At 37.6% G+C, this 22,970-nt stretch carries 19 protein-coding genes, 1 tRNA gene and 4 pseudogenes; 13 read left to right on the forward strand and 11 right to left on the reverse strand.

The genetic code is table 11. From position 1 onward, the window contains the following. The 3 genes from ltrA to selA all read right to left on the reverse strand — a co-directional run. On the reverse strand, positions 1-906 hold a 906-nt coding region (gene ltrA, locus IEV74_RS11485; RefSeq protein WP_188455537.1), incomplete at its 3' end, for a group II intron reverse transcriptase/maturase. A gap of 537 nt (positions 907-1,443) precedes the next feature. Further along, positions 1,444-1,620: a hypothetical protein gene (locus IEV74_RS11490; RefSeq protein ID WP_188455538.1), complete on the reverse strand. Its 177-nt coding sequence runs from the start codon at positions 1,618-1,620 to the stop codon at positions 1,444-1,446. A 945-nt stretch (positions 1,621-2,565) separates the two neighbouring features. Continuing rightward, complete coding sequence (gene selA, locus IEV74_RS11495) at positions 2,566-3,960, reverse strand: L-seryl-tRNA(Sec) selenium transferase (RefSeq protein ID WP_188455539.1); 1,395 nt, start codon at positions 3,958-3,960, stop codon at positions 2,566-2,568. Positions 3,961-4,244: 284 nt separating this feature from the next. On the opposite strand from selA, the pseudogene IEV74_RS11500 reads away from it, so the two are divergent. After that, positions 4,245-5,014, forward strand: a pseudogene (locus IEV74_RS11500) (transposase); the annotation flags it as partial. Positions 5,015-5,280: 266 nt separating this feature from the next. Here IEV74_RS11500 and IEV74_RS19995 read toward each other — a convergent pair. Then, a pseudogene (locus IEV74_RS19995) lies at positions 5,281-5,472 on the reverse strand (Rdx family protein); the annotation flags it as partial. 122 nt (positions 5,473-5,594) lie between these two features. Beyond that, complete coding sequence (selB, locus tag IEV74_RS11510) at positions 5,595-7,487, reverse strand: selenocysteine-specific translation elongation factor (RefSeq protein WP_188455540.1); 1,893 nt, start codon at positions 7,485-7,487, stop codon at positions 5,595-5,597. Between the two features lie 322 nt (positions 7,488-7,809). Between selB and IEV74_RS11515 the strand changes: the two genes are divergently transcribed. The 6 genes from IEV74_RS11515 (at position 7,810) to phnC (ending at position 12,809) form a co-directional block, all read left to right on the forward strand. Next, positions 7,810-7,906: transfer RNA gene (locus IEV74_RS11515), tRNA-Sec, on the forward strand. Between the two features lie 187 nt (positions 7,907-8,093). Further along, positions 8,094-9,089, forward strand: a complete 996-nt coding sequence (locus IEV74_RS11520; protein ID WP_188455541.1) for a glycosyltransferase — start codon at positions 8,094-8,096, stop codon at positions 9,087-9,089. A gap of 57 nt (positions 9,090-9,146) precedes the next feature. After that, complete coding sequence (gene selD, locus IEV74_RS11525; protein WP_373284340.1) at positions 9,147-10,181, forward strand: selenide, water dikinase SelD; 1,035 nt, start codon at positions 9,147-9,149, stop codon at positions 10,179-10,181. A 189-nt stretch (positions 10,182-10,370) separates the two neighbouring features. Next, positions 10,371-11,267, forward strand: coding sequence for a phosphate/phosphite/phosphonate ABC transporter substrate-binding protein (gene phnD, locus IEV74_RS11530; protein ID WP_188455543.1), 897 nt, complete (start codon positions 10,371-10,373; stop codon positions 11,265-11,267). An 11-nt stretch (positions 11,268-11,278) separates the two neighbouring features. Next, positions 11,279-12,034: a phosphonate ABC transporter, permease protein PhnE gene (gene phnE / locus IEV74_RS11535; protein ID WP_099158272.1), complete on the forward strand. Its 756-nt coding sequence runs from the start codon at positions 11,279-11,281 to the stop codon at positions 12,032-12,034. A 13-nt stretch (positions 12,035-12,047) separates the two neighbouring features. Beyond that, the gene (gene phnC, locus IEV74_RS11540; protein WP_099158271.1) at positions 12,048-12,809 is read left to right on the forward strand and encodes a phosphonate ABC transporter ATP-binding protein; all 762 of its coding nucleotides are present in this window, start codon (positions 12,048-12,050) and stop codon (positions 12,807-12,809) included. A 114-nt stretch (positions 12,810-12,923) separates the two neighbouring features. Here the strand turns inward: phnC and IEV74_RS20000 are convergent, their stop codons facing one another. Beyond that, positions 12,924-13,040: a polysaccharide deacetylase family protein gene (locus tag IEV74_RS20000; protein ID WP_373284332.1), complete on the reverse strand. Its 117-nt coding sequence runs from the start codon at positions 13,038-13,040 to the stop codon at positions 12,924-12,926. 463 nt (positions 13,041-13,503) lie between these two features. Further along, positions 13,504-13,707: a thioredoxin family protein gene (locus tag IEV74_RS11545; RefSeq protein WP_176555806.1), complete on the reverse strand. Its 204-nt coding sequence runs from the start codon at positions 13,705-13,707 to the stop codon at positions 13,504-13,506. Positions 13,708-14,313: 606 nt separating this feature from the next. On the opposite strand from IEV74_RS11545, the pseudogene IEV74_RS11550 reads away from it, so the two are divergent. Beyond that, a pseudogene (locus tag IEV74_RS11550) lies at positions 14,314-14,580 on the forward strand (transposase); the annotation flags it as partial. 58 nt (positions 14,581-14,638) lie between these two features. On the opposite strand, the pseudogene IEV74_RS20005 reads toward IEV74_RS11550, so the two are convergent. The 3 genes and pseudogenes from IEV74_RS20005 to IEV74_RS11565 all read right to left on the reverse strand — a co-directional run. Further along, positions 14,639-14,722: pseudogene (locus IEV74_RS20005) on the reverse strand (NAD(P)H:quinone oxidoreductase, type IV); the annotation flags it as partial. Positions 14,723-15,116: 394 nt separating this feature from the next. Then, positions 15,117-16,442, reverse strand: coding sequence for a sensor histidine kinase (locus IEV74_RS11560; RefSeq protein WP_188455544.1), 1,326 nt, complete (start codon positions 16,440-16,442; stop codon positions 15,117-15,119). Position 16,443: 1 nt separating this feature from the next. Beyond that, entirely contained in the window at positions 16,444-17,130 is a 687-nt protein-coding gene (locus IEV74_RS11565; protein ID WP_099158268.1) for a response regulator transcription factor, read from the reverse strand. A gap of 251 nt (positions 17,131-17,381) precedes the next feature. Here IEV74_RS11565 and IEV74_RS11570 point away from each other — a divergent pair, with 251 nt between their 5' ends. From IEV74_RS11570 to IEV74_RS11590, 5 genes are all read left to right on the forward strand, one after another. Continuing rightward, positions 17,382-17,603 (forward strand): SHOCT domain-containing protein, encoded by a 222-nt coding sequence (locus tag IEV74_RS11570; RefSeq protein ID WP_188455545.1) that lies wholly within the window; start codon positions 17,382-17,384, stop codon positions 17,601-17,603. 81 nt (positions 17,604-17,684) lie between these two features. Beyond that, positions 17,685-18,689, forward strand: a complete 1,005-nt coding sequence (locus tag IEV74_RS11575; RefSeq protein ID WP_188455546.1) for a DJ-1/PfpI family protein — start codon at positions 17,685-17,687, stop codon at positions 18,687-18,689. Beyond that, positions 18,670-19,140 carry a DUF2269 family protein gene (locus tag IEV74_RS11580; protein ID WP_229683148.1) on the forward strand — a complete coding sequence of 157 codons (471 nt, stop codon included), beginning with the start codon at positions 18,670-18,672 and terminating at the stop codon, positions 19,138-19,140. The genes IEV74_RS11575 and IEV74_RS11580 overlap by 20 nt, the downstream gene beginning before the upstream one ends. A gap of 25 nt (positions 19,141-19,165) precedes the next feature. Then, entirely contained in the window at positions 19,166-19,780 is a 615-nt protein-coding gene (locus IEV74_RS11585; RefSeq protein ID WP_099158264.1) for a DUF2306 domain-containing protein, read from the forward strand. A gap of 615 nt (positions 19,781-20,395) precedes the next feature. After that, on the forward strand, positions 20,396-21,595 hold the full coding sequence (locus IEV74_RS11590; protein ID WP_188455547.1) for an IS110 family RNA-guided transposase: 1,200 nt from the start codon (positions 20,396-20,398) through the stop codon (positions 21,593-21,595). Positions 21,596-21,835: 240 nt separating this feature from the next. On the opposite strand, the gene IEV74_RS11595 is transcribed toward IEV74_RS11590, so the two are convergent. Continuing rightward, a complete protein-coding gene (locus tag IEV74_RS11595) occupies positions 21,836-22,654 on the reverse strand; it encodes an alpha/beta fold hydrolase (protein WP_188455548.1) in 819 nt (272 codons plus the stop codon). Between the last annotated feature and the right edge of the window lie 316 nt (positions 22,655-22,970).

Here is a 22,970-nt window from a genome sequence, read left to right on the forward strand (position 1 = left end):
AGCGATCACACCGGAGAAATGTGAATAAAGTAAGCCTTTTTTGGAGGGAATAAAGTGATGCTTTACATTATTAGGATCATAATAGAAACCAAATCCTAGAAATTTTGTTTTATTAGGGCGTGAGATTCTGCTCTTTTCCACATTAACTTTTAATCCCAATTTCTTTTCGATAAATTTTGAGATAGAAGTAAGTACCCTACTTGCTGCTTTCTCACTTCTGACGAAGATAAGACTATCATCTGCGTATCTAACGAAACGCAGTCCTCTTGCTTCCAGTTCTTTGTCTAACTCATTCAACATAATGTTACTTAGAAGTGGACTAAGATTGCCTCCTTGCGGTGTTCCTATCGGTGTATCTTCGTATTTTCCGTTAACCATCACACCACTTACGAGGTATTTCCGTATAAGGGAAATCACATCTCCATCTTTTACCGTGTGGGAGATGATTCTCATCAGCTTATCATGATGGACTGTATCGAAGAATCGCTCTAGGTCGATATCCACTAACCATTCATACCCATCATTTATATATTCCAACGCTTGAATTATTGCCATCCCGCAACTTCTTCTTGGTCGGAACCCGTAGCTGTATTCGCTGAATTGTTTTTCAAATATGGGACTGAGTTTTTGGCTAATTGCTTGTTGTACCACTCTATCGACAACTGTTGGGATACCTAACTTACGCATTTTCCCATTCTCTTTCGGAATCTCTATTCGAAGTGCTGGTGCTGGTTGGTATTTCCTTTTTCGAATTTGGGTTCGCAGTTCATCCTTATGTTCCCTCAAGTAAGCCTTCAGTTCTTCCACAGACACTCCACCCACCCCGCTTGCACCTTTATTACGGTACACCCGTTTGTAGGCATCGTTCATGTTTTGATTGCTTAAAATCTCTTCTAAAAGTTTCACACTCGTTTCTTCCTTTCCTTTCACGTAACGAAGAACACTTCTATTTTGACTATCCTCTGAGGTACGCTCATACTTTTATCATTAACACATTCAGAAGTTTATCCTTCGTGCAGTCCTGGCGTAGAAACACTATAAACTGTTCAGCCCTTCATGATTTTCATCATTACTACGGCTTCGGCTGACTTCTCACGATTAACCTTTTTCGACTAGCTTTCTTTTTAGGGGACTCCTTAGCTATCCGTGAGACCTCCCAGGGTAAGACAACTATCTTTCCTCTTTTACTCGCCTGATTTACTCTGTAAGATTACGCACATCTTTAGGACTTTAACTTGTTTTGGAGTCTTATCCACATACAGAGCCTTGGTATCAGATTCCTGTTCGTCGAGCCAAGATTTTGATACACGCTTCCTTCAGCCCTTACCTCGCGATAAGTACCTTGCGCTTCTCTAGTGGTTAGTTGATGTGTACCCCCACAGTGGACTCTCACCACCTAGATAGTCGCCATGCCTGGCGAACAAATAAAAAGAGGACTGAATATCAGCCCTCACTAAATTCTTTTGCTTCATTTATTAAATTCGGTATTGGTTCATAACTATGAGTTTTTAATGCTTTTCTAACATCAGTCATTTTATCGAAATACTTTTGCTTATCCGAGTAAAATTTTTCTACACCTTGTATAAATCCATCCAAATATTCTGCCCATGAAGTAGACATTTTCTCTTTTGAATTACCAAAAGAATTTTTAAATTTATCTTTTAAATCATTAAAATCATTCTCTTAAAAGGAACTTAGTGCCCTTTCGAGTTCTTTAGCATCATTAGAAAGAAAAACTATTTCGCCAGATTGTTGATCTTCAATCATACTTCTCCCATCAATTGTGGCATTCCATATTTACCATGCGCAAACAACTTGTGTTCTTGCTGTGCAATAGCCCTTAACCAATGTTCTGCTTTTCTTCGATGTTTTCGCTTCTTGTATTTTCGGCGAACCCATTTTACAAAGTAACTATTGATGTATCGCAATACACTATACATTAATGATTTATAGAATTGTCCATAATAATTAATTCATACTTTGATTTTTTATTAAACATACTGGAAATATCCTTCAAAATTTTATCAGCTTTGATTTGTGCTTACTTACTTCTCACTTCTTTTCTGATAGCTTTCTTTGCCATGTCAGCAATAGATGGGAAGGAGCTTTGTAATAATTTTCAATATTTGTTCTTTGAGTGTGGTCGAATTGTGTATTCTGGAAAATCGAAAGAAATATTCGGATAGTTCCATTGTCTATCATTATTACAGTATGCCAATTTTCGTTTTACTCAAGTTCAACTCCAGTCCGTTGAAATCTTTCAACCACTCTTCATTGTAGGTATCTTGCTTGTTTCAATGTAGCACAATGTGCTATTCCATCATACATCTTTTCCATTTATTGCTTCTTCTGAGACTTTTCTGTAATAAAACAAGAGGGGACAAACATAATCAGAATATCCTTTAACTTTTACAGTCATCCTATTATCACCTCCTATCATATAATTTGACCACAACCGTTTCTCTATTGACAAAGTATTTACTTAAAGATTTCCCCTCTGGTCAATAGTCTCTAATACAAACCTGACAACATACAACACCAATTAACGTTTTGAATACAAACACACTAGGTTATGCTAATAAAAACTCCGATTAGTTCAGGCATTTCTGTATTACTTATCGTCCTAAAGTCGAGTAAAACTCTTTCGTCTTTAATACGAGCTATTACCGCCGGATTACCTTTCCTTAGTTTCTCCGCTAACAAATGGGCAGACAATTTTTTATGTGTAATGGCAACAACATAAGTTGGGAGCTCCACCCCTGGCATTGTACCGCCACCAATTTGTGAAATATCCTCCAGCAGATCTAATTCGTAAGCAGGGCGTTCTACTGCTTGAATGAATGAAGTTGCTTGGTTTCGTATATAATCACTCGATTTCACAATATCTCGAACGGTTGGCAACTCCCTTGCGCTTTTTTCAGATAAATAGGCACGTAATGTTTTTTCCAAGCCTGCGAATGTCATTTTATCTACACGAAGCACCCTAGCTAGTTGATGCCTTTTAAGCTGTTGAATGAGTTCCTTTTTTCCTGCAATAATCCCAGCCTGCGGACCACCTAATAATTTATCTCCACTAAAACTTACTAAATCGACGCCGGATGCCAACACTTCTTTAACTAGAGGCTCCTCCCCGATGCCCAGTTGCCGAAAATCGTATAATGAACCACTTCCTAAATCTTCATAAAAGACAACATTTTTTTGCTTAGCTAATTCCACTAATTCTTTTGTGGAAACCGATTCTGTAAAACCAATCGTTTTAAAATTACTGGTGTGTACCTTCAGAATCATTCCTGTGTTGTCACCTATCGCATGTTCATAATCATATAAATGCGTTTTATTTGTTGTTCCTACTTCAACTATTAGCGCTCCACTTTCTTCCATGATAGATGAAACACGAAATGAACCACCTATTTCAACAAGTTGACCTCTTGACACAATCACTTCTTTTTCCTTAGCTAATGCACGTAACACAAGAAGGACCGCCGCTGCATTGTTATTGACAACCATAGCTGCTCCTGCTCCTGTAACCTTCGTTAACAAATCCTCAAGAATATCATGTCTAGAACCCCGTTTCCCATCGGTGAATTGATATTCTAGGTTAGAATAATTGCCAGCTATGCCGGCAACATGTCGAATAGCTTCTTCACTTAACCTAGACCGCCCTAAATTTGTATGTAAAACTGTACCTGTTCCATTAATAACTCGAAATAATCGATCTTGTTCAAATGTATGTAGTTTTTTCTCCACATTACTCCAAATGTATTCAATGATTGCCTGTTTGGTAGTAGCCTCTTCAGGTACATTCTCACTTAACAACTGACCACGTAATAACTGTAATTCACTTTGTATTACCTCCGTTATTTGGGTTTCGGGTATATTGAAACGCTTAACATTGTTGATAAATCGATCGCTTTTTTGCAGTTCATGGACTGGTGGCAATTCGCGTAGTAAATGCTTCATAAGCACACTCCTCGTATATTATATTTAGGCTCTTTAATTCAGCCTATAAATTACTAGAAAAAACCCGTTTTCAGAATGTCAATAAATTGGACGCTCTGAGATATTACCAGATAATGGTCTTAGGATCATTTGGGACAATTCTTACACTCCTTGTGGCTTACCACATTATAAAGACTGTTTCCCAGTGTACCTGTCGATCTTCCCGGGGCGGCTTTCGATACAAGGATAGTACTCATATGGAGGCTGCTGATCAGCGTTCACACTAGGGATATCTCAGAGCGTCCAAAAAACAACGATTTCTACAGCACCTTAGTTTTAAATGCAATACGTATACGGAAGAGTGGGATCGTCCGTTTTTGGTAAAGCCATGATGGATTTATTTCTGGAACAATACAGCCTGGAAGAACTGGCACGAATGGCCTTAGATGAATTAGCTGCCTATCTTCGCTCCAAGGGTAAAAATCGCTTTGATGACTCGGAACAGGTGGCCAAATCCATTCAAAAAGCCGTTCGTTCTTCCTATCGTCTGGATAAGGTGGTGGAAGACTCAATTGATACCATACTCGTTACGTCCATCACGGTCATTCAAACGTTTCAATGGCAGATCAAGGAAATCGATAAATCCATTACACGCATTATGGCCGGATTGCAGCAGACGCTTCAGACCGTTCCTGGTTTGGGTCCGGTGTTCACAGCTGGCATCATTGCTGAGATTGGCCAAATTGAGCGTTTTGAGGACGAAACCAAAGTTGCCAAATATGCCGGGTTGTACTGGCGTAAGAAACAGTCAGGACGATTTACAGTAGAGGACACTTCCATGACGCGAAACGGGAATCAATATTTGAGATATTATCTTGTTGAAGCCGCCAACTCGACAAGAAGGCGAGTTCCCGAATACGGCGCCTATTACACGAAAAAGTACAAGGAAGTGCCTAAACATCAACATAAGAGAACACTCGCCCTAACCGCAAGAAAATTAGTGCGTTTGGTTGATGCGCTACTACGCAAAAACCAAATCTACACGCCAAAAGGAGCGTTGATACATGAAACATAAATAGCTTCTACATCCTTTAATTATATTTCCAGTAATTGTAATTTATTTACTGGTCTAGTTTTCTAATGTCTTTTTTAAGCAGCAATTTGCACCTTGATAACTAAATATTTATTTATTTTCCACTTGACATCTTACTGCAGGTCTTTATCGGAAAATCCCTTTCATTATAAGCAGAAAAGGGCTGTAAAACCAAATAATCCATTCTCGAACAGACAAAAAAACGACTTGGAGTAAGACCTAAATCATTTTTTCATGTAAGAGCTATGTTACCCTTTCAGTCTTGCTATTTCATCAATTATGTTGTTCACTTCTGGGTATTCACCTGTTTCAAGTTTAGAATATATTTTCTGTTCATTAACCGTAATACCAAACGCTCCTCTAGAACCCGGAATTAAATCTAGAGAGCTAATCTCGTGCTGGTAATGACTAGATAACTGTTCCGCAAAACTTGCAGCTTTCGGCGCATAATTTCACTGCATACGAAATTTAATCGTTACCTTATATTTCATACCCTAGTCGTCCTTTTCCATTTTCCTTATTAAAAAACTAGTAAAGAAAAAGTGACACTTTTTCCTATTAGCTAAACCCATTCACGCTCTGATTCTTTTCGTCTAGTAAGGCGTAGCTGATCAAGTAATTCTAAAATAGGAATTAGGTACTTCCTTGAAACACCCAATACTTCTTTTGCATCTTTTAACGTAAAGGTTGTTTCCGTATTCGATTTAAGTTGTTCTATTGCTTTATCAAGGGAGCGTTTATGAATAAGGAAGTCATCAGTTAACCGATAAGCTTGCCCAGTCTGAATCAGATAGTTTTTTAATTCATCTGCATCAGCCTTAGAGAATGGCTTGTCCTTTACATATTCCTCCCATTTACCTACGGCAAGCTGGTCGTTTTCTATATTACGAATTACCTGTTTCATCCGCTTCTTCCAATTATCTGGAAGATGAGATTTGAACACTGTTAGAGAAATAAACTGACCCTCCTTTTTTATCATGTTCTTGTCTAACATCATATTAAGATGGAAGTCAATTAGTTCCTTTGGAAACTCATTGGTTAAAATTTGCACCAACTCTGCCTTATCTCTTCCAAGTCGCATCGGATTCGCGTCGTGATATTCCTTTAAATTTTCTACCAGCTGTTCCTCTACCTTTATCAGCAAGGATGAAAGTGTGAAACGCTTATTAGGGAGTATGACAATGATTTCATCTTCGACCCTACTAGTTAAAATTCCTTCCACTTCCACCTGATCCAGCGATGTTTCTTGAATCAGCTGTTTAATATCAAGGGCCTTGAAGTTCTCTAAAGCATGTTTAATGAGATCTTCTGGAGTACCCTTTTTCTTTTTTTCCAACATCGAAATCGTTTGTTGACCAAATGGATATTTTTGACTATTTGGATCTATTATCCAGCCCCCTCCTATTGTCTCTGCTGGAGTGGGTCGCCTTAGTATGAATCGATCTCCACGTCGAACAACGATGCTATTATCCAAACGAATTTGACAAAGAACTTCATCTGTTGCCTCTTGGATTACATTACGATCAAAGAATATAATTTTTCCCGTGACTTCGGAAGTACCGACGTGTAACTTGACCGGAGATCTTTGCTTAATAGCTGCTTGCAAATCTCTAACGAATCGAACCAAGACATCGATGGTATCTGACACAAGAAAATGATCAGTTGCAACTAGCACATCTCCCCGTTTCAATTCACTGCGGTTAATCCCGCCAAGATTAATTGCTGTTCGCTGCCCAGCTGATGCCTCTTTAACATTATTATGATGAACTTGGATATTACGCGCTTTCACTTTTTGTCCGGAAGGGAGAACAATTAATTGACTACCAGTCGTTACTACCCCTTCATAAATTGTTCCACGTACAACTGTTCCTTGCCCCTGAACAGTAAATACTTGATCGATAGGCAACCGGAATGACCCGTGACGATCACGAAATTCAACTGACTTAAGCTCCGTAAAAATCTTTTCTTTCAATTGTTCTACCCCGACACTAGTAACACTATCAACATAAACCATTGGTGCATCTTTAAATGATGTTTCCGCTAGTGCTTCACTAATGTCCATACCAACAAGTTCTAAAAGCTCTTCATCGACACGATCTATTTTTGTAACAGCAACAATACACCGCTTTACACCAAGAAACTCCAATATCTCCAAATGTTCCTTCGTTTGTGGCATGACACCTTCATCAGCGGCAATAACAAGGACAACAAGATCAATTCCAGCAACTCCAGCAATCATTTGTCGAATAAACCTTTCATGCCCAGGTACATCGACAATTGATACATGTGTTCCATCCTTTGTTTGTAAAGGAGCATAGCCGAGTTCAATAGAAATTTTTCTTTCCTTCTCTTCTTTCAAACGATCTGTATCTATATTTGTTAATGCCTTTGTTAACGTCGTTTTCCCATGGTCAATATGACCCGCCATTCCGATCGTATAATATCTCGATTCCATAATCTAACCTGCCTTTATCCCGCATTACCGGGGAATACCCCCATCCCTCACGACTTAGTGGAATTGAAGAAGTGCAGTGGAGGATAACTACCCGTAAACGCTCGATTAGTTCAACTAGTAATCAGCGGAAGATGGAAGCCCTCACTGATTAACGTTTCACTTTATATTTATACTATCACTTTAATTCTCCCTCATCAGTCTTTCAGGCTGGATAATTGTTTTCCACTAAAAGGAAGCTTCCATAAGACTTTTTCCTTGCGAATCAGAGTCTTTAGTTATAAGTTATATTTATAATAAAAATAGGTATAATAAATAGTAAAATGGGGTTGGATGGGTGACTGGTGTCCTCCTGGGTCTTCAAAACCCTGAGGGAGGCGCGTGCCGTCTCCGGTGGGTTCGATTCCCACACAGTCCCGCCAATATTTTATATTACTACGGTCTTTGGGAAACTCCCTTTGAGCGTATTTTTTCTATTTCGAAAATAGCTATATCACAAAAAGGTAGAATGTTATTAATAAGGTAGATCCTCATTGAATTTGTTTATTGGATAACCTAAAATGCACATGTACGTTGCTTATAAAAATGACCTTAAAGGATGGAACAAAAGTGAAAGTTCTATTAGTTACACCAAATTTTCACCAGCCTCGCGGAAATACCGTTACCGTACAGCGAATAGCTGATGGATTAAAGAAATCTGATGTTCAGACTGACATTATTTCAATAACAGAGGAAAATCTAGTGAAAACCTTGCCAAAGGCTGAAGTTGTTCATGGCTTTCATGCCTATCATTTTTATAAATTTTTAGAAAAGCTTGACACGAAGCCAGCTTCTTATATTATTACCCTTACTGGTACCGATTTAAATCATCATTTATTTGATGAAAAAACACGCGAGGATGTAATCTTTTGTTTACGTAATGCCAAAGCTATTCACGTATTTAATCAAGAAGCTAAACATATTTTATTAAAAGAACTTCCTGAGGTGAAACATAAAACAGCAATCATTCCACAAGGAACAACCGAGATTCCGGATAAGAGCTTACAACAACCAAAAGAGGATGACACATTTTTGTTTGTTCTAGCAGCGGGAATTCGCAAAGTGAAAAACATTCCATTTGCAATAGAGTCTTTAAGAAGTCTATATGAAAAAAACTCGAAGGTTCGTCTATGGCTTGTGGGACCAATTCTTGAAGAGGCTGAAGGAGAAGTTGTAAAAGAACTTCTTCAAGCCAATAAAAAATGGGTTTGCTACCTAGGGAAAGTCCCACATAAAAAAATGGGCGTTATTTATACTCAAGCGGATTGTGTCTTAAATACATCACATTCCGAAGGCCAACCTGCTTCGATTTTAGAAGCAATGTCGTCCTGCCTCCCTGTTTTAGTTTCGAATAACCAGGGGAATCGAAGCATCGTCTCACACAGAGAAACTGGTTTTATCTATACAACCTCAAACCAATTTCTTGATTATGCTGAACAAATACTTAATAATATCGAATTAAGGCAAACAATAGGTGAAAATGCAAAACAGTATATTGCTGAAAATCATTCTAGTGAAAAAGAAGCTAAGCAATTGATACAGATTTATCAAAACACTTGGAAGTAATATACATTACCTATATTACGAAAACTGTGGAGGAGTGAGGATTTGTCAAGAGAAGAAATCGTTAAACTAACTTCTTTATCTACCAAAGGTGGCTGAGGATGCAAAATTGGTCCTGAAGACCTGGCGCAGGTTCTGCGTCACATACCAAAGTCTGTACCCGATCCAAATTTACTTGTAGGCCTAGACACGTCTGATGATGCTGGTGTCTATAAAATCAATGACGATACAGCACTAGTACAAACATTAGATTTCTTTACCCCAATTGTAGACGATCCTTATATGTTTGGACAAATCGCAGCAGCTAATGCATTAAGCGATGTTTATGCTATGGGAGGAAAACCAATCACTGTTATGAATATTGTTGGATTCCCTATTAGCAAACTTGATAAAAGCATTTTGGCAGACATTTTAGCGGGAGCTGCTGACAAAGTAAAAGAATCAGGAGCAACGCTCGTCGGCGGGCACTCAATTGATGATCAGGAACCAAAGTTTGGACTTTCTGTAACAGGAACTATCCACCCTGAGCGCATTCGTGCAAACGTCGGAGCGAAACCTGGTGATAAATTAATTTTAACAAAGCCCATTGGAGTTGGAATTTTAACTACCGCAATAAAAAAGGACTTGTTAGAAGAAAAAGAACTAAAAGAAGTAATGACAGTTATGGCGACATTAAATAAAAATGCAGCCGAAGCAATGGAAGGTTATGCAGTTAGCGCTTGTACAGATGTTACAGGATTTGGGTTACTAGGTCATGCACGTGAAATTGCGGATGGAAGCCAAACGGGTATAACCATTTACAGTAAAGATGTTCCTCTTTTATCGAAGACAAGAGACCTAGCCAATCAAAATGTCATCCCAGGTGGCACAAGGAAAAATCATAAATGGTTGGCTGACTGCATCGATTATAGTAACAATATCAGTGAAATAGAACAACTTATCCTTTGTGATGCTGTGACATCAGGTGGCCTGTTAATTTCTGTACCTGCATTAGAGTCTGTTTCTCTTCAACAGACATTACAAAACAAACAAGTACCTTCTGTGATTATCGGAGAAGTAACAAAAGAAAATCCTGGTCGAATTACTGTATTGTAAAAAGTTAGACGATGAACTATCTTACTAAAGATAGAGATTATTATCGATAAAAATATTTTTCGTACGCTAAATTATGTTCATGAGATATTCCTTATTAATAGAATCGCCTACTTTACGAAAGTATAAAGGGACTCCATATGAGTCCTTTTAAACTACTAAAAGTTAATAACACATGATGAGGTGAAGGCAATGAAAAAAGGCTTTATCTATGTTTTATTCCTTAGCGTTGTCCTATTACTTTCTGCTTGCGGAGGAAAAAATGGGGAACAAAGCGGAGTGGAGACGGAGCAAGAGCCATTTACTATTGGTGTAATACCTGTTCAAACAGAAGGTGCGATGGAAAATGCAATGAATAAACTACAGAAAACATTGTCAAAAGAATTAGATCGCGAAGTTAAGGTGGAAGTCTATCCTGATTACAACGGTGTTGTTGAAGCAATGAATTATGACAAAATTGATATGGCCTATTATGGTCCATTAACTTACGTTATTGCTCATAATAAAAGTGGTGCAAAGGCCATTATTACACAGCTAATTGATGGGCAACCTTATTATTACTCTTATATCATCACACACAAAGATAATCCATGGAATTCTCTAGATGATTTATTGGAAAAATCAGAAGAAATAGACTTTGCTTTCGGTGATATTAATTCTACTTCTGGTTCCTTAATACCTAGAATTGAGCTACAGGACCGCGGTGTATATCAATCTGAAGAGGAAAACAAACTTAATTCTGTCCGCTTTACAGGCTCTCATGACGCTACTGCACTAGCCGTACAAAATAAACAGGTTGATGCTGGTGCCATTGATAGTGCCATATACAACCAACTGGTAGAATCCGGAAAAATAGATAGTGAACTAATCAAAACTATTTGGGAGTCAGATAAACTATTCCAATACCCGTGGGCTGTCCACAAAAATACGGATGATAAAATAATTAAAGCATTAGAAGAAGCCTTTTTAGCTATCGATGATCAGGAGATTCTTGACGCCTTTGGTGCAACTGGTTTTACCAAGGCTAGCAATAAAGACTATGAAAGCATAAAACAGGCAGCTGTTAAGCAAGGAATTATTGAAGAATAGAGCTGATTTACATGTGGTTCAAACGAAAGAATATCATTTCGATTAGCTTGTTAGTATTTTTCCTTTTTTTCAGTGCCAAGTTAACAGAGTTTGATTTATCCAAATTCAAAGATTTCCAAAACATGATTGATTTTTTATCTCAATGGTTTCCAATGGATTATTCCAAGTTACCACACATGTTACAAGACAGTCTAGAAACGCTCGCTATGGCGTTTCTAGGTAGTTTTCTTGGTTTACTGATTGCATTACCAATTAGTTTTATTGCAGCTCGAAATACCGCTCCGTCAAGCTACCTATATTACTTTTCACGGGTTGCACTTAGTTTCATTCGCTCAATTCCAGAAATTGTTTTCGGTTTAATTTTGCTCACTGCAATTGGTCTTGGACCATTTCCAGCGACCCTTGCCATCATGTTCCACAATGTTGGTGTACTAGGAAAACTAATATCTGAATTAATTGAGGCAACAGACCCTGGACCACAAGAGGCAATGAAGGCTGTAGGTGCCAAAAGTGGTTTTGCAAATTTGTTTGGAATTCTACCACAAATTTGGCCAAATGTACTTTCCCATTATTTCTACCGGTTTGAAGTTGCAATTAGAACGTCACTTATTTTAGGTTTCATCGGTGGTGGAGGAATTGGCCAGCGACTTTTTAATGACTTTAAAACGTTTCAGTATTCTTCTGTGGCACTTGATGTATTGATTGTTATGGTTATTGTCATCATTGTGGATATTGTAGGTAGTAAAGTGCGAAATAATGTTATCTAGGAGGCACACAACTATGTTAAAAGTGAATAATATATCTGTACGCTATCCAGGTGGCGAACGTGATGCATTATCAAACGTTAATGTTTCCTTAATCGAAGGCGATTTTGTTTGTATTCTCGGGAAAAGTGGATCTGGAAAATCTACATTTATTCGTTGTATTAATGGTCTACAAAAAACCACACGTGGAGAAGTACTTTGGAATAATACCTCCCTATCGACATTGGCTGATAAACAGTTAATGACTGTTCGACGTGAAATAGGCATGATCTTTCAACATTTCAATCTTATTCCCCGTTTAACGGTTTTTCAAAATGTGTTAACAGGAACGTTTGGGTACCGGTCAACGTTTAAAAATTTAGTTGGCTGGTTTTCTAGAGAAGAGATAAAACGTGCGAAACAAATCATTGCTGATGTGGAACTAACGGATCAAATCAACCGGCGTGTGGAGCAGCTAAGTGGTGGGCAAAAACAGCGAGTTGGCATTGCCCGTGCAATGTTACAAAACCCAAAAGTATTCTTAGGGGATGAGCCTGTTTCAAGCCTCGACCCGGGTACGTCTAATCGGATCTTCACCTTACTCCAAAAAATGCACAACCGTCATAACCTTTTAACGATTATAAATGTCCACAATGTTGAATTGGCGAAGCTTTTCGCTACAAGGATTATTGCTTTAAAGGATGGGGAGGTTATCTTTGATGGTCTACCTGAAGCATTTACTGAACAGGAATTTCATCAAACCTACCATTCAACTTCTGTTAAAACGAAAGTATTATAATACATTCGATAAGGGAAAGGAGCTTTCAAATGATCAAAAGTCCATGAGTTGTTGATCAATCAAGGGTCGTGTATGGCTCTAAAGATAAGGATATCCTATAAAGCTTCCTCATCATCAAAAATCCGTTATGTTAACATTTGATGATAGTTCTGCTGACTTAAGTGTATCTTTATTGTATTGACCATATGGAGGACGGAAATAGGATACTTTATTTCCAATAATGTCATCCATTTTTCTTAGAACTGTTTTTCAAGTCAAGGTATTGTTCTTCGTAGGGAGGCCTTTTGTAAGACTTTTATGTTTTGTTGTATGAGTTCCATTCTTATGCTACTGATCCATTACTCTTTTCCAAGGTCTGCCTGAATAATGCAAGCGATATTGCCAAAAAAACATTTCCTTATGTTTTCATCCTCTAAAATTAGAATTAAGAACGATACTATGGATAGTCGCTTCTATCGATTGGAACTAGCAAATAACTTCGAGTAAATCGCATCAAATATAGTAAACAATTTAGAAAACGGGGCATTCATCCTGTTGCACGAATTAAAACAAACGGTTGCTGCATTACCTGAATTAATCCATACTATTAGAAAAAATGGATATTCGTTTAGCCTAATATAAATATTGTCCTTTCTATTGAGGAAACTATAAGAGAGCCATGAGTCAAGACTCATGGCTCTCTTTAAACAATAATCTATGACTGGGCAAATTCTTTCACCTGGTTTTCTGGAATAAACCCTACAGAACGATTAACTTCTTCGCCGTCTTTTATTAACACTAAAGATGGAATACTTTGAACTCCAAACTGCTCAGCTAGATCTTTTGAATCATTAACATCTACGTTATAGAAATCAACAGAATCTAACTGTTCAGAAACGCTAGAGACCACCGGCCTCAACATTCTGCATCCTTGTCACGAATCAGCTCCAAATTCAAGAACAATAGGTTTGTTCATCGAAGCAGCAAGCTCTTGGTACTCTTCCGTTGTTATCGTTTTTACCATGTTTTAAACCTCCTTCACTTCAGTTATGTTACTCTTTTAGTTTTGAACAACATCATTATTTTGATACACTTTAAAACAATAAAGTTCGTATCACTCGAATTTATTCATTTCCTGATCTTTTTACTATCTTAACTACTCATAATGGAATCCCACGATAGAATAGATATTCCCTATGCTAGAATGATTATTAAAAATATTTCCTTCACTATATGAGAGTTAATCCTTTACAGCTTGTGTTGTTCCAAGTATTACACAACCTTCAGATCCACAATCTACACCATCTTTTAACTTTCCTTCTTCTGCTTTTTCTTTTTATAGTTGCTTTTGTTGCCACCCGATATCAATCGTTGGATAAAGCTTTTGGGTAGTAAATATACCATCTTTCTTTTCTAATTAGAAAGTTATCTGTATCCAGAAGTAAAGCTTCATCCATCGGTGGTTAGGTTGTTTCATACAAGGAATAATACTCAAAATGAAGTAGAGCTTGTTTGTCTTGAAGACTTGGTACTCTAGAATCATTTACTTTGTAAAATTGATAAATACATTGATTTTTATTTTATTATAGATAAGGTAAAGCCGTATTAGTGTGAAGAGAATGGTCGCCCTTCCTTAGATCCTATTGTCTTATTTAAGAAGATGTTTATTGGCTATTTCTTTGGAATTTGCTCTGAACGTCAGCTGGAGAAGGGAATTCAAACGAACTTAGCGTATCGCTGGTTTCTTGGTTTAAAGCTTTCTGATCCAGTTTCTCATCACTCCACAATTAGCTAGAATCGTCGAAAACGATTTAAGATCACCCAAATATTTCAATCTTTGATGAACCTGTTGCTCCTTCTTTAGCCCATTTTGCTAATTGATAGTTTGTTCCTCCCATGCTATAAAAAACTACTACTAACTTTACGCTTGACATAATTTCCATCTCTTTTGATTTTTTAAATATTCTGTCTAAAAGTTCCATATATTACACCTTTTTTTAATTTAGTATTTAATACCTCTTATAAGGAACCACCTCCAAAGATATTCAATGTTTTACTAATATTTTTATCCCCAATATGCTTTAATTATAGGGTATTCGGATTTTAGTGTGGAAAACTCATTTTACCTAATAAATGTTCACATAGCATTAATTCGGATTATCGTGTAGAAGAACATAACAGCCCAAAGGATGATTCTATTAATAAATAATTTGGTAACAGTTTTGACGGCCTATTTGATTAATCTTTTTTCAAGATTAGGCTCTAACTTAAACTGAAACTGGCTTGTTAAGGTTTATTTTAGTTAACTTTATTTTAAGATAAGGGTTATCAAGCATTAGAACAGTGAGCTGGTATACAACCTTTTATCAGTGCACCACCTTCTGAATGGTTATCTACGACAAGGTCACCCCCGTGTTGTCTAACGACCCTTCTTGCAATAGTCAACCCTAACCCGACCCCTCCGGTTGAACGATTTCGTGATGCTTCACCACGATATAGTGGATCAAAAACACGATGAATCTCTTCTGAAGAGAAACCTTTCCCTGTATCTTGAACAGTAAAGACCACTCTGTTACCGTCCTTATAGCATTGTATAAAAATTTTACCAGAGTGTGGTGTATGTCTGACAGCATTATCCAATAAGTTATTTATGGCACGCTCTAATAAATACGAATCGCCCATGATCATACAATCGTCCCCAAAATAGTTTGCGATAAAAGAGATGTTGTTTTGCTTAGCTAGTGGATTCAGGCTATCAATCGACTTCTTTAATAAAATCGGAAGATTAACCGTGTTTTTTTTGAGTTCCATCTCCAAATATTCCGTCTTTGTAAATGTAAAAAGATCCTCTACAAGACGGGCCAATTGTGCTGACTTTTCCTTACAAACCGCTAGATACTTTGCTTGTTTATCCGGTGAATCAGCAATTCCTTTTTCCAGACCATCCAAATAACCTCGTAAGGCGAATAATGGTGTCCGTAAATCGTGGGCGACTGCAGCAATGATAAATCGGCGTTCTCCCTCCAATTCCACTTGTTTTTGCATGGATTCTTGGAGACTATCTGTCATTATTTGAATTCCGCCATGAACTTCCGTAATTTCTTTGATCGGGGACTCAGGTAATTGGACGTCCAAATCCCCTTCTGCGACTTGTCGGACTGCCAGGCTCATTTTCTCAAGCGGTTTGAGAATAAACCTTCTCATGACATAACCGATGATAAAAAAAGCTAACAATAATCCTGCAAATGCCGCAATCATCTCAACCACTCTTGAATTCGGCTGGAAAATCATTACTCTTCCAAATAGAAGTCCATCTTGCATAATTGAAAACTGTTCTACTCGCGTAAATGAGCGATCTTCCTCAGGGAAAAATTGAAAAACCTCTTGATTTGAATCGGTTAAAATTTCTACACCCATGTCCAATGCTTGTAACTTTCCTCTTAAATCATCTTGCCATTTGGGGTCAGACCAGTTTTCTGTATTTGTTTCAATGAAGTGGCTCATTTTTTTTAAATCTTCTTTCTGAGCTTCATTCGTATCGAAACTGAGTGATTTTGTTGTTAGTAAGTGGGCCGTTACGTAAAATACCCATGGCAACATCAAGATTAAAAGCAAACTAAGTATAGAAAATGTACGAATGCGAATTGATCTCATTTTATTCTCCTTTAAAACGGTAGCCTATACCCCAGACATTGAATATATATTTTGGTTCGTTTGGATCGTACTCAATTTTCTCACGTAGGCGGCTAATATGGACGCGGACAGTATGTTTATCGCCAATTCCATCCCAAAATTTTTCAAGTAATTGATCATATGTAAAAACAATTTGCGGATGCTCGGCAAACAGTTGCAATAACTCATATTCTTTTGGTGTAAGTGAGATGTATCTTCCCTCTACAAATACTTCTCGTGTGGATAAATCCAAAGTGAGGCCACCGTAATCCAGGATCCTCCTGCTAAATCCCTTTTGGGAACCGGATCGTCGCAATACAGCCTTCACTCGGGCAATAATCTCACCCGGAGATGCGGTTTTAACTATATAATCATCCCCTCCAAGTGCCAGCCCGCGAATTTTATCTACATCATCACTGAGGGCGCTCAAGAAGAGGATAGGAATGTTACTTTCCTCGCGTACCTGCCGACAGAACTCGAACCCATTTTGTCTCGGCATCATGATGTCAAGAATGATGCAATCAATTGTGACCTGCTTAAGTGCGAACAGTGCTTGATCGGCGTCATAAGCAGTTTTTACATAGAAACCGTCATTCTCCAAGAAGTCTCTTAATAGTTCGACAATGCTTTTGTCATCATCCACAACCAGAATCGTCTGTTTTTCCTTCACAAAATCCTACCTACCCTTCGCGCTAGTAAAAGAAACGAACCTTCCATCGAAATCTACTTTCAGTATATCACTGTTTCAACAATGATGACTTCACATCACTTTTTTGTGATGGATTGTGATTGTTTTGTGACCTTTTTGTACCATCATTTGAGACACTTAAAGGTTATTGTTTAATTGTGAAACGATCGGCGAATATTCACTATAAATAAAGTGTTTCGCCTTACTTTTATTACTCGAAGGGGGTTACACAAATGGGTTTCGAAACTCACAGTTTCTCATTCTTTCCATTCGGTGCTTTGTTTTGCCTTACACTTTTCTGCTTTATGGCGGTTCGAATCTTTGAAATTCGCTGTCGCTATAAAGATTCCAGTCAGAAAGACAGGGACATAACCATGATTCTTAAAAATCGGTTAGCCAAGGGAGAACTTAATGAAGCTGAGTATCAAAGGTTGAAAGGGCTTCTTACTAAATAAAAGAACGCTTCTTGTAGCACGGGGTCAAATTAATTGCCAGAAAACTTGATTAAAATTTTAAAAAATGGAGGCAATGTGTGTATGAATGTTCAAATTGTGTTGTTTGATGGATTTGATTTATTGGATGTAATTGCTCCTTATGAAGTGTTTAATGCAGCTGGAATGTACTCAAATGAGGACATAATAGTTAAACTAGTTTCCGCTGAAGGTGAACGAATGGTGATGAGTGGAGTAAATCAGTTACAGCTCCAAGCAAGCGGCAAAATTGATTTATCCTCTAAAGGAATCATTCTTGTTCCAGGGGCATCTGGTTCTGTTGATGATAATGAACCAGATTCAATACCAGTAAGAATAAAACAAGCAACGGAAACAGAATTAAGTAATGTATTAAAAGAAGCAATTCGGAAACCTGATATCTTGCTTTCCACAGTTTGTGGCGGTTCTCTCCTATTAGCCATGGATGGTCTGCTAGAAGGCCGTCATGCCGTTACACACCATTTGGGAATGGGGCTTTTGCAAGCTACGAATACGTTTCCGGTTCATGCCCGGGTTGTAGACGATGGAGATCTTATCACTGGTGGTGGCGTTACTTCGGGACTTGATGTTGCGCTTTATTTAGTTGAGCGAGAGTTAGGTCCTCGTATAGCACATGCTGTGGAAAAACTATTTGAGTACGAGCGCAGGGGCACAGTTTGGAAAGCTGAAGGAAATGCACCTAAAGAAAGCAAACATGAAAATCCAATGGAAGCAACAAGTTCCCGTTCCTCAAATCAAACTGATAAGAGCTTTAATTTCCAAGGAAAATGGGAGACTACAATTTCCACTCCTATTGGCGATCTTTCCGTTTTATTAAATTTATCTTCTGAAGATGGTCGTATAGCGGGAATTGCAAAGCAAGGAGAAGATATTGTCACTTTGAACAATATTGTACAGGAAGGGAATCAATTAAAGTGGTCTATGAAAGTGAAGAAGCCTATAAGACTTTCTTTAAAATTTATCGTTTCTGTAGATGGAAACAATATGTATGGTGAAGCAAAGGCTGGTATGCTTCCCTCATCAAAATTAATTGGACATCGTATTTCTTAAGAATGGAGTTGTAGTTATGTATTCATTTATTGTATTTGTTCATGTAATAGGTGCTTTATTGCTCGGTAGTTTTCTAGCTTTTCCAGTTGCGTTTAAATCTCTTTTGTCACGTTCAGGTAATGAATTAAAAATATCTGTTAAAACATTGGTAGGCTTTACCCGCTTTGGCCATTATGCATTAATTTTGTTAATCATTACAGGAGGGTGGATGGTAATGGGATATGCCACTTATCCTTCTTTGTTATGGGTGGTGCTATCATTAATCCTGCTTATGCTTATTGGTGCTTTGATAGGTATGATACAAAATAACTTGAAACGAGTCATTCTTGCAGAGGATCCTGACAATGCGTTACAACGAAATAAGGCCAAACTTAATACACTCGGTTGGTTTACATTTGTGCTTATTTTTACTGTTGTTTTTGTTATGACAAATCGTGGTTTATTTGCCTAAATATAAGAGGAAAGGATAACGATAAATGAAAAAGAACATTTGGATCATTTTTTTAATCGTGTCGTTCATGTGGGTCATGCATACATTTTCAAAAAACTTCATGGTTGATCCCACTTTTCAGGATTTTCTTGCTAAAAAAGATGAAGTTCTAACTAACGAATCGTTGTGGATACTTATGATCAGGTTACATATAATTTTTGCTATTATCTCCCTTATCACTGGACCCTTGGGTGTGATTAAGAAATTACGAATTAAATCTATCCAATTTCATCGTTGGAATGGTCGAGTCTATTCGCTGTCTATTTTGTTAAATTTTATCCCTGGTGTTTATGTTTCTTTTTTTGCAACAGGAGGATGGTTGAGCACCATTGGATTTCTCGTTTTAAATACACTATGGTTTGGTACAACAATTCTAGGCTATATCAATATTAGAAGAAAAAACGTGATAAAGCATAGTTCATGGATGTCAAGAAGCTTCTTTCTTGCCTTTGCCAATATGATCATCTACATCATTGTGGCCATTTCACACAATGCCTTGCAATTTTCATATGGTACTTCCTACACAATTGCTGTATGGTTATGCTGGGTGATCAGTTTATGCATTGCAGAAACCATGATAAGAAAAAAAGTATTTATATAATTGGATATTAATATTAATGTGGTGTTTGAAGAAATTTGTGATACTAACTTTTCCACACGATAATCCCAATGCCCAACTTGAGAAAAGGATAGAATAAATGTTACCCAATATGATTAACCTGTCAAACTTTGAGATTCTTGATATGAAAGAGAGTGAATATGATTACAGATTCTTAATAAAGTCAAATATGTAGCTTTGAAATAAAGTTTGAGCAAAAATACCTCACAAACCCTTAATTTACGATAAATAAGAAGAATCCATTTTGAAAAAAGATTGATCAAAAAGGATTCTTCTTTAGCAGATTTAAGTTTAGTTTTTATAAAAAAGTTTGATCATTTTCTACCTGTGTTGCTCCACAATCGCGCCCGATCGTATTATGAGGTCAGCCAGTCATTTCTGGTTGACCTATTTTTTATAGGTTTTATGCTTGAAGTAGCCGGGGTAGAACGTTCGCGCCCGTGGGACTTGATCCCGTCCGTAATACTGTTCACCCCCTACTTGTAGAAACATGTTTGAGGCTGGTTGGGACATGGATTCTGCATAACAAGCGAAGCTATGAAACTACAAGATTAGTTAGGGGTACCGGCGAATTTACTAAAGGAGTTGTGATAAAAAATGGATCCTGTCATTGGCCTGGATATCGCAAAAGGAGAAAGCCAGGTCCAAGCTTTTTTACAACGGAAGGAGTCTTATAAGCAAAGCTTTAAGTTTGCACATCACCTACAGGGGCTGCATCTGTTTTATCGGTTTTATCAAGAAGTGGAACAGGTTTCAGGACTGCCTCCGGCTGTCATCTTTGAATCAACCGGACATTACCATGAACCTGTACTTCGATTTCTTGAAGACCACGATATAACTTACTATTTGATTAATCCGGTTGTTTCTTATGAAGCGAAAAAGACAAGCCTTCGCAAAGTAAAAACCGATGCCATTGATGCTTTTCATTTGTGCGAACTATACTACAAAGAAGATCTTGAAGTATTCCAGAAGAAAACGATGCAGACGCTAAATTTACGCCATTTAACGAGGCAGCATAGCGCTCTAACGGGTACCTATGTTGAGATAAAGCTTCAGTTTCAAACGATATTGGATCAGATTTTTCCCGAATATCATGGTGTTTTTTCTGACCTTTATTCCAAAATCTCGTTAACAACGTTACTGCATTATCCAACATCTTACGATGTCAAAAACGCAAATCAGGATGATTTGACCAAGGAGATGCATAAAGAAGGACCTAAACGTTCTTACGCATGGTTTTTAGATAAGGCGCGTCAGTTAAAAGATGCGGCTGAAAGGAATCCTTTTGAAAACCATGTATATCATAGCCATCTCGTCAGTTTGAAAATGTATATTCAAATGCTTCTTCAATACCAAAGGCACCTATACAAGTTGGAAAAGGAGATAGATGCCTTGGCTAGAACTTTTGAAGAATATGAATTGATTCGATCAATTCCCGGAATTGGAGAAAAGATTGCAGCCACAATCATCTCCGAGACCGGAAACATTGATCAGTTCAAACATCCGAAAAAGCTTGTTGCTTATGCAGGTATTGACCCTAGCGTTTTTGAGACAGGCAAGTTTAAAGCCACCATCAATCGCATCACGAAAAGAGGTTCATCAAGATTACGTCAAGCCCTTTATACAGCTGTGCAATGCGGTATAACTAAAAATCGCAACACAAAGTTAAGAACCTTTTATGCTCGCAAAAGAGAGGAAGGCAAACCGCACAAGGTAGCTATCATTGCTTGTGCAAACAAGCTTATTCACTGGATCCATGCCATGTTGAAACATAAAGAAGCCTTTGTAGATCAATAACAACGCTAGAAATACCCTTATTCCAAAAACTTCCAGTTAAATGGAAGTCTATTTGGTATGTCTAATTTTATGGTAACATGTTTTCAGGTACTTTTTTAGACAAAAATGTTGACTCCTATTAGCTGGTATTGTTGAATATCCTTTTTCTATTGAATAGTATCCTTGTAATGTGCAGCAACTCTTTTCTTCTTATTCAGTAAAACGCCCGATTGCAGAGAAACAAATTAGAACAGTTTACTCTTAAGTAACGAGGAACTTTAGTATATATGACACAAGTTCGGCAGGTTGATCTTCCTGTACTAAATGCCCCGCATTGGGAACCGAAACAAATTCTGATGTTTTAATTTTATCATGCAATTTATTTCCTTTTTCAATTGGAATCCAACTGTCTTGTTCCCCCCAAATTATGAGGACAGGTTCTTTGATTTCGTTGTAAAATGGTTCGATTTCGTCTGTATATCTTTGGTCTGCCTGTGCAATTTGACGATAAAATGCACTTCGCCCCTTTGAACCCAGCCAAGGGTTAATGATTCCCTCTAATGTCTCCTCGTCCATTGACTTATATTTTGCTCCCTGGACATAGGTTGAAACCATTGCCTTATGAATGTACTCGGGAATTCCCTGAAAGGCTGTTTCATATTTGTTCACATGTGAGAAAAAAGAAGAACCCCACGGCGCAACAGCGACAGGATCAATAACTATTATTTTTTCAAATTCCCGTTTGTCCAAAAGATGTGTTCTTAAAACGGTGGTCCCCCCGAAATCATGTCCGATCACAATAGGGTTTTTCAGTTCCCAATAATTGAGAAGTTCTGAGAAAATCTTGTTCTGGACTCCAAGTGAAACATCCCCATCCGGCTTTTCAGACTGTCCGTAACCCAAAAGATCATAAAAGTACACAGTAAACCATTGACTTAGTGCGGGAATGATATGTCGCCAGTTAAACGATGACCATGGGGTTCCATGGACAAGGATAATAGGTGGACCTTCTCCCTTGATGTCGTAGCTAATTTGTCCGAATGATGATGAAAAGCTTTTTGTTAGTTTAAATTGTTCCATAATAATTTACCTCCAGCTACTTCGAATTAAAGGGTAATTTCAGGTTCCTGTAACCAATGTTTATTCTTTACGCTTATTATCCATTAACCCATTTTCTTTTTCAATTAAATGGACCGTTTGTTGAATAAATAAAAAATTTTACTCTTCGATCATCATTGCTGTTAAATCAATAAATACCAAAATATCATTGTTGCACATTATCAATCTACTACGTAATATAAGAGTTTACTCCACAATCTGGCCCTTTAATTGAACAATACAGCTGGAGTTTAAAGTTTAAAAGAAAAACCCTATATTTTACTCATGGGTTTTATCA

This window comes from Virgibacillus oceani (assembly GCF_014638995.1).
GTDB lineage: Bacteria > Bacillota > Bacilli > Bacillales > Amphibacillaceae > Virgibacillus_E > Virgibacillus_E oceani.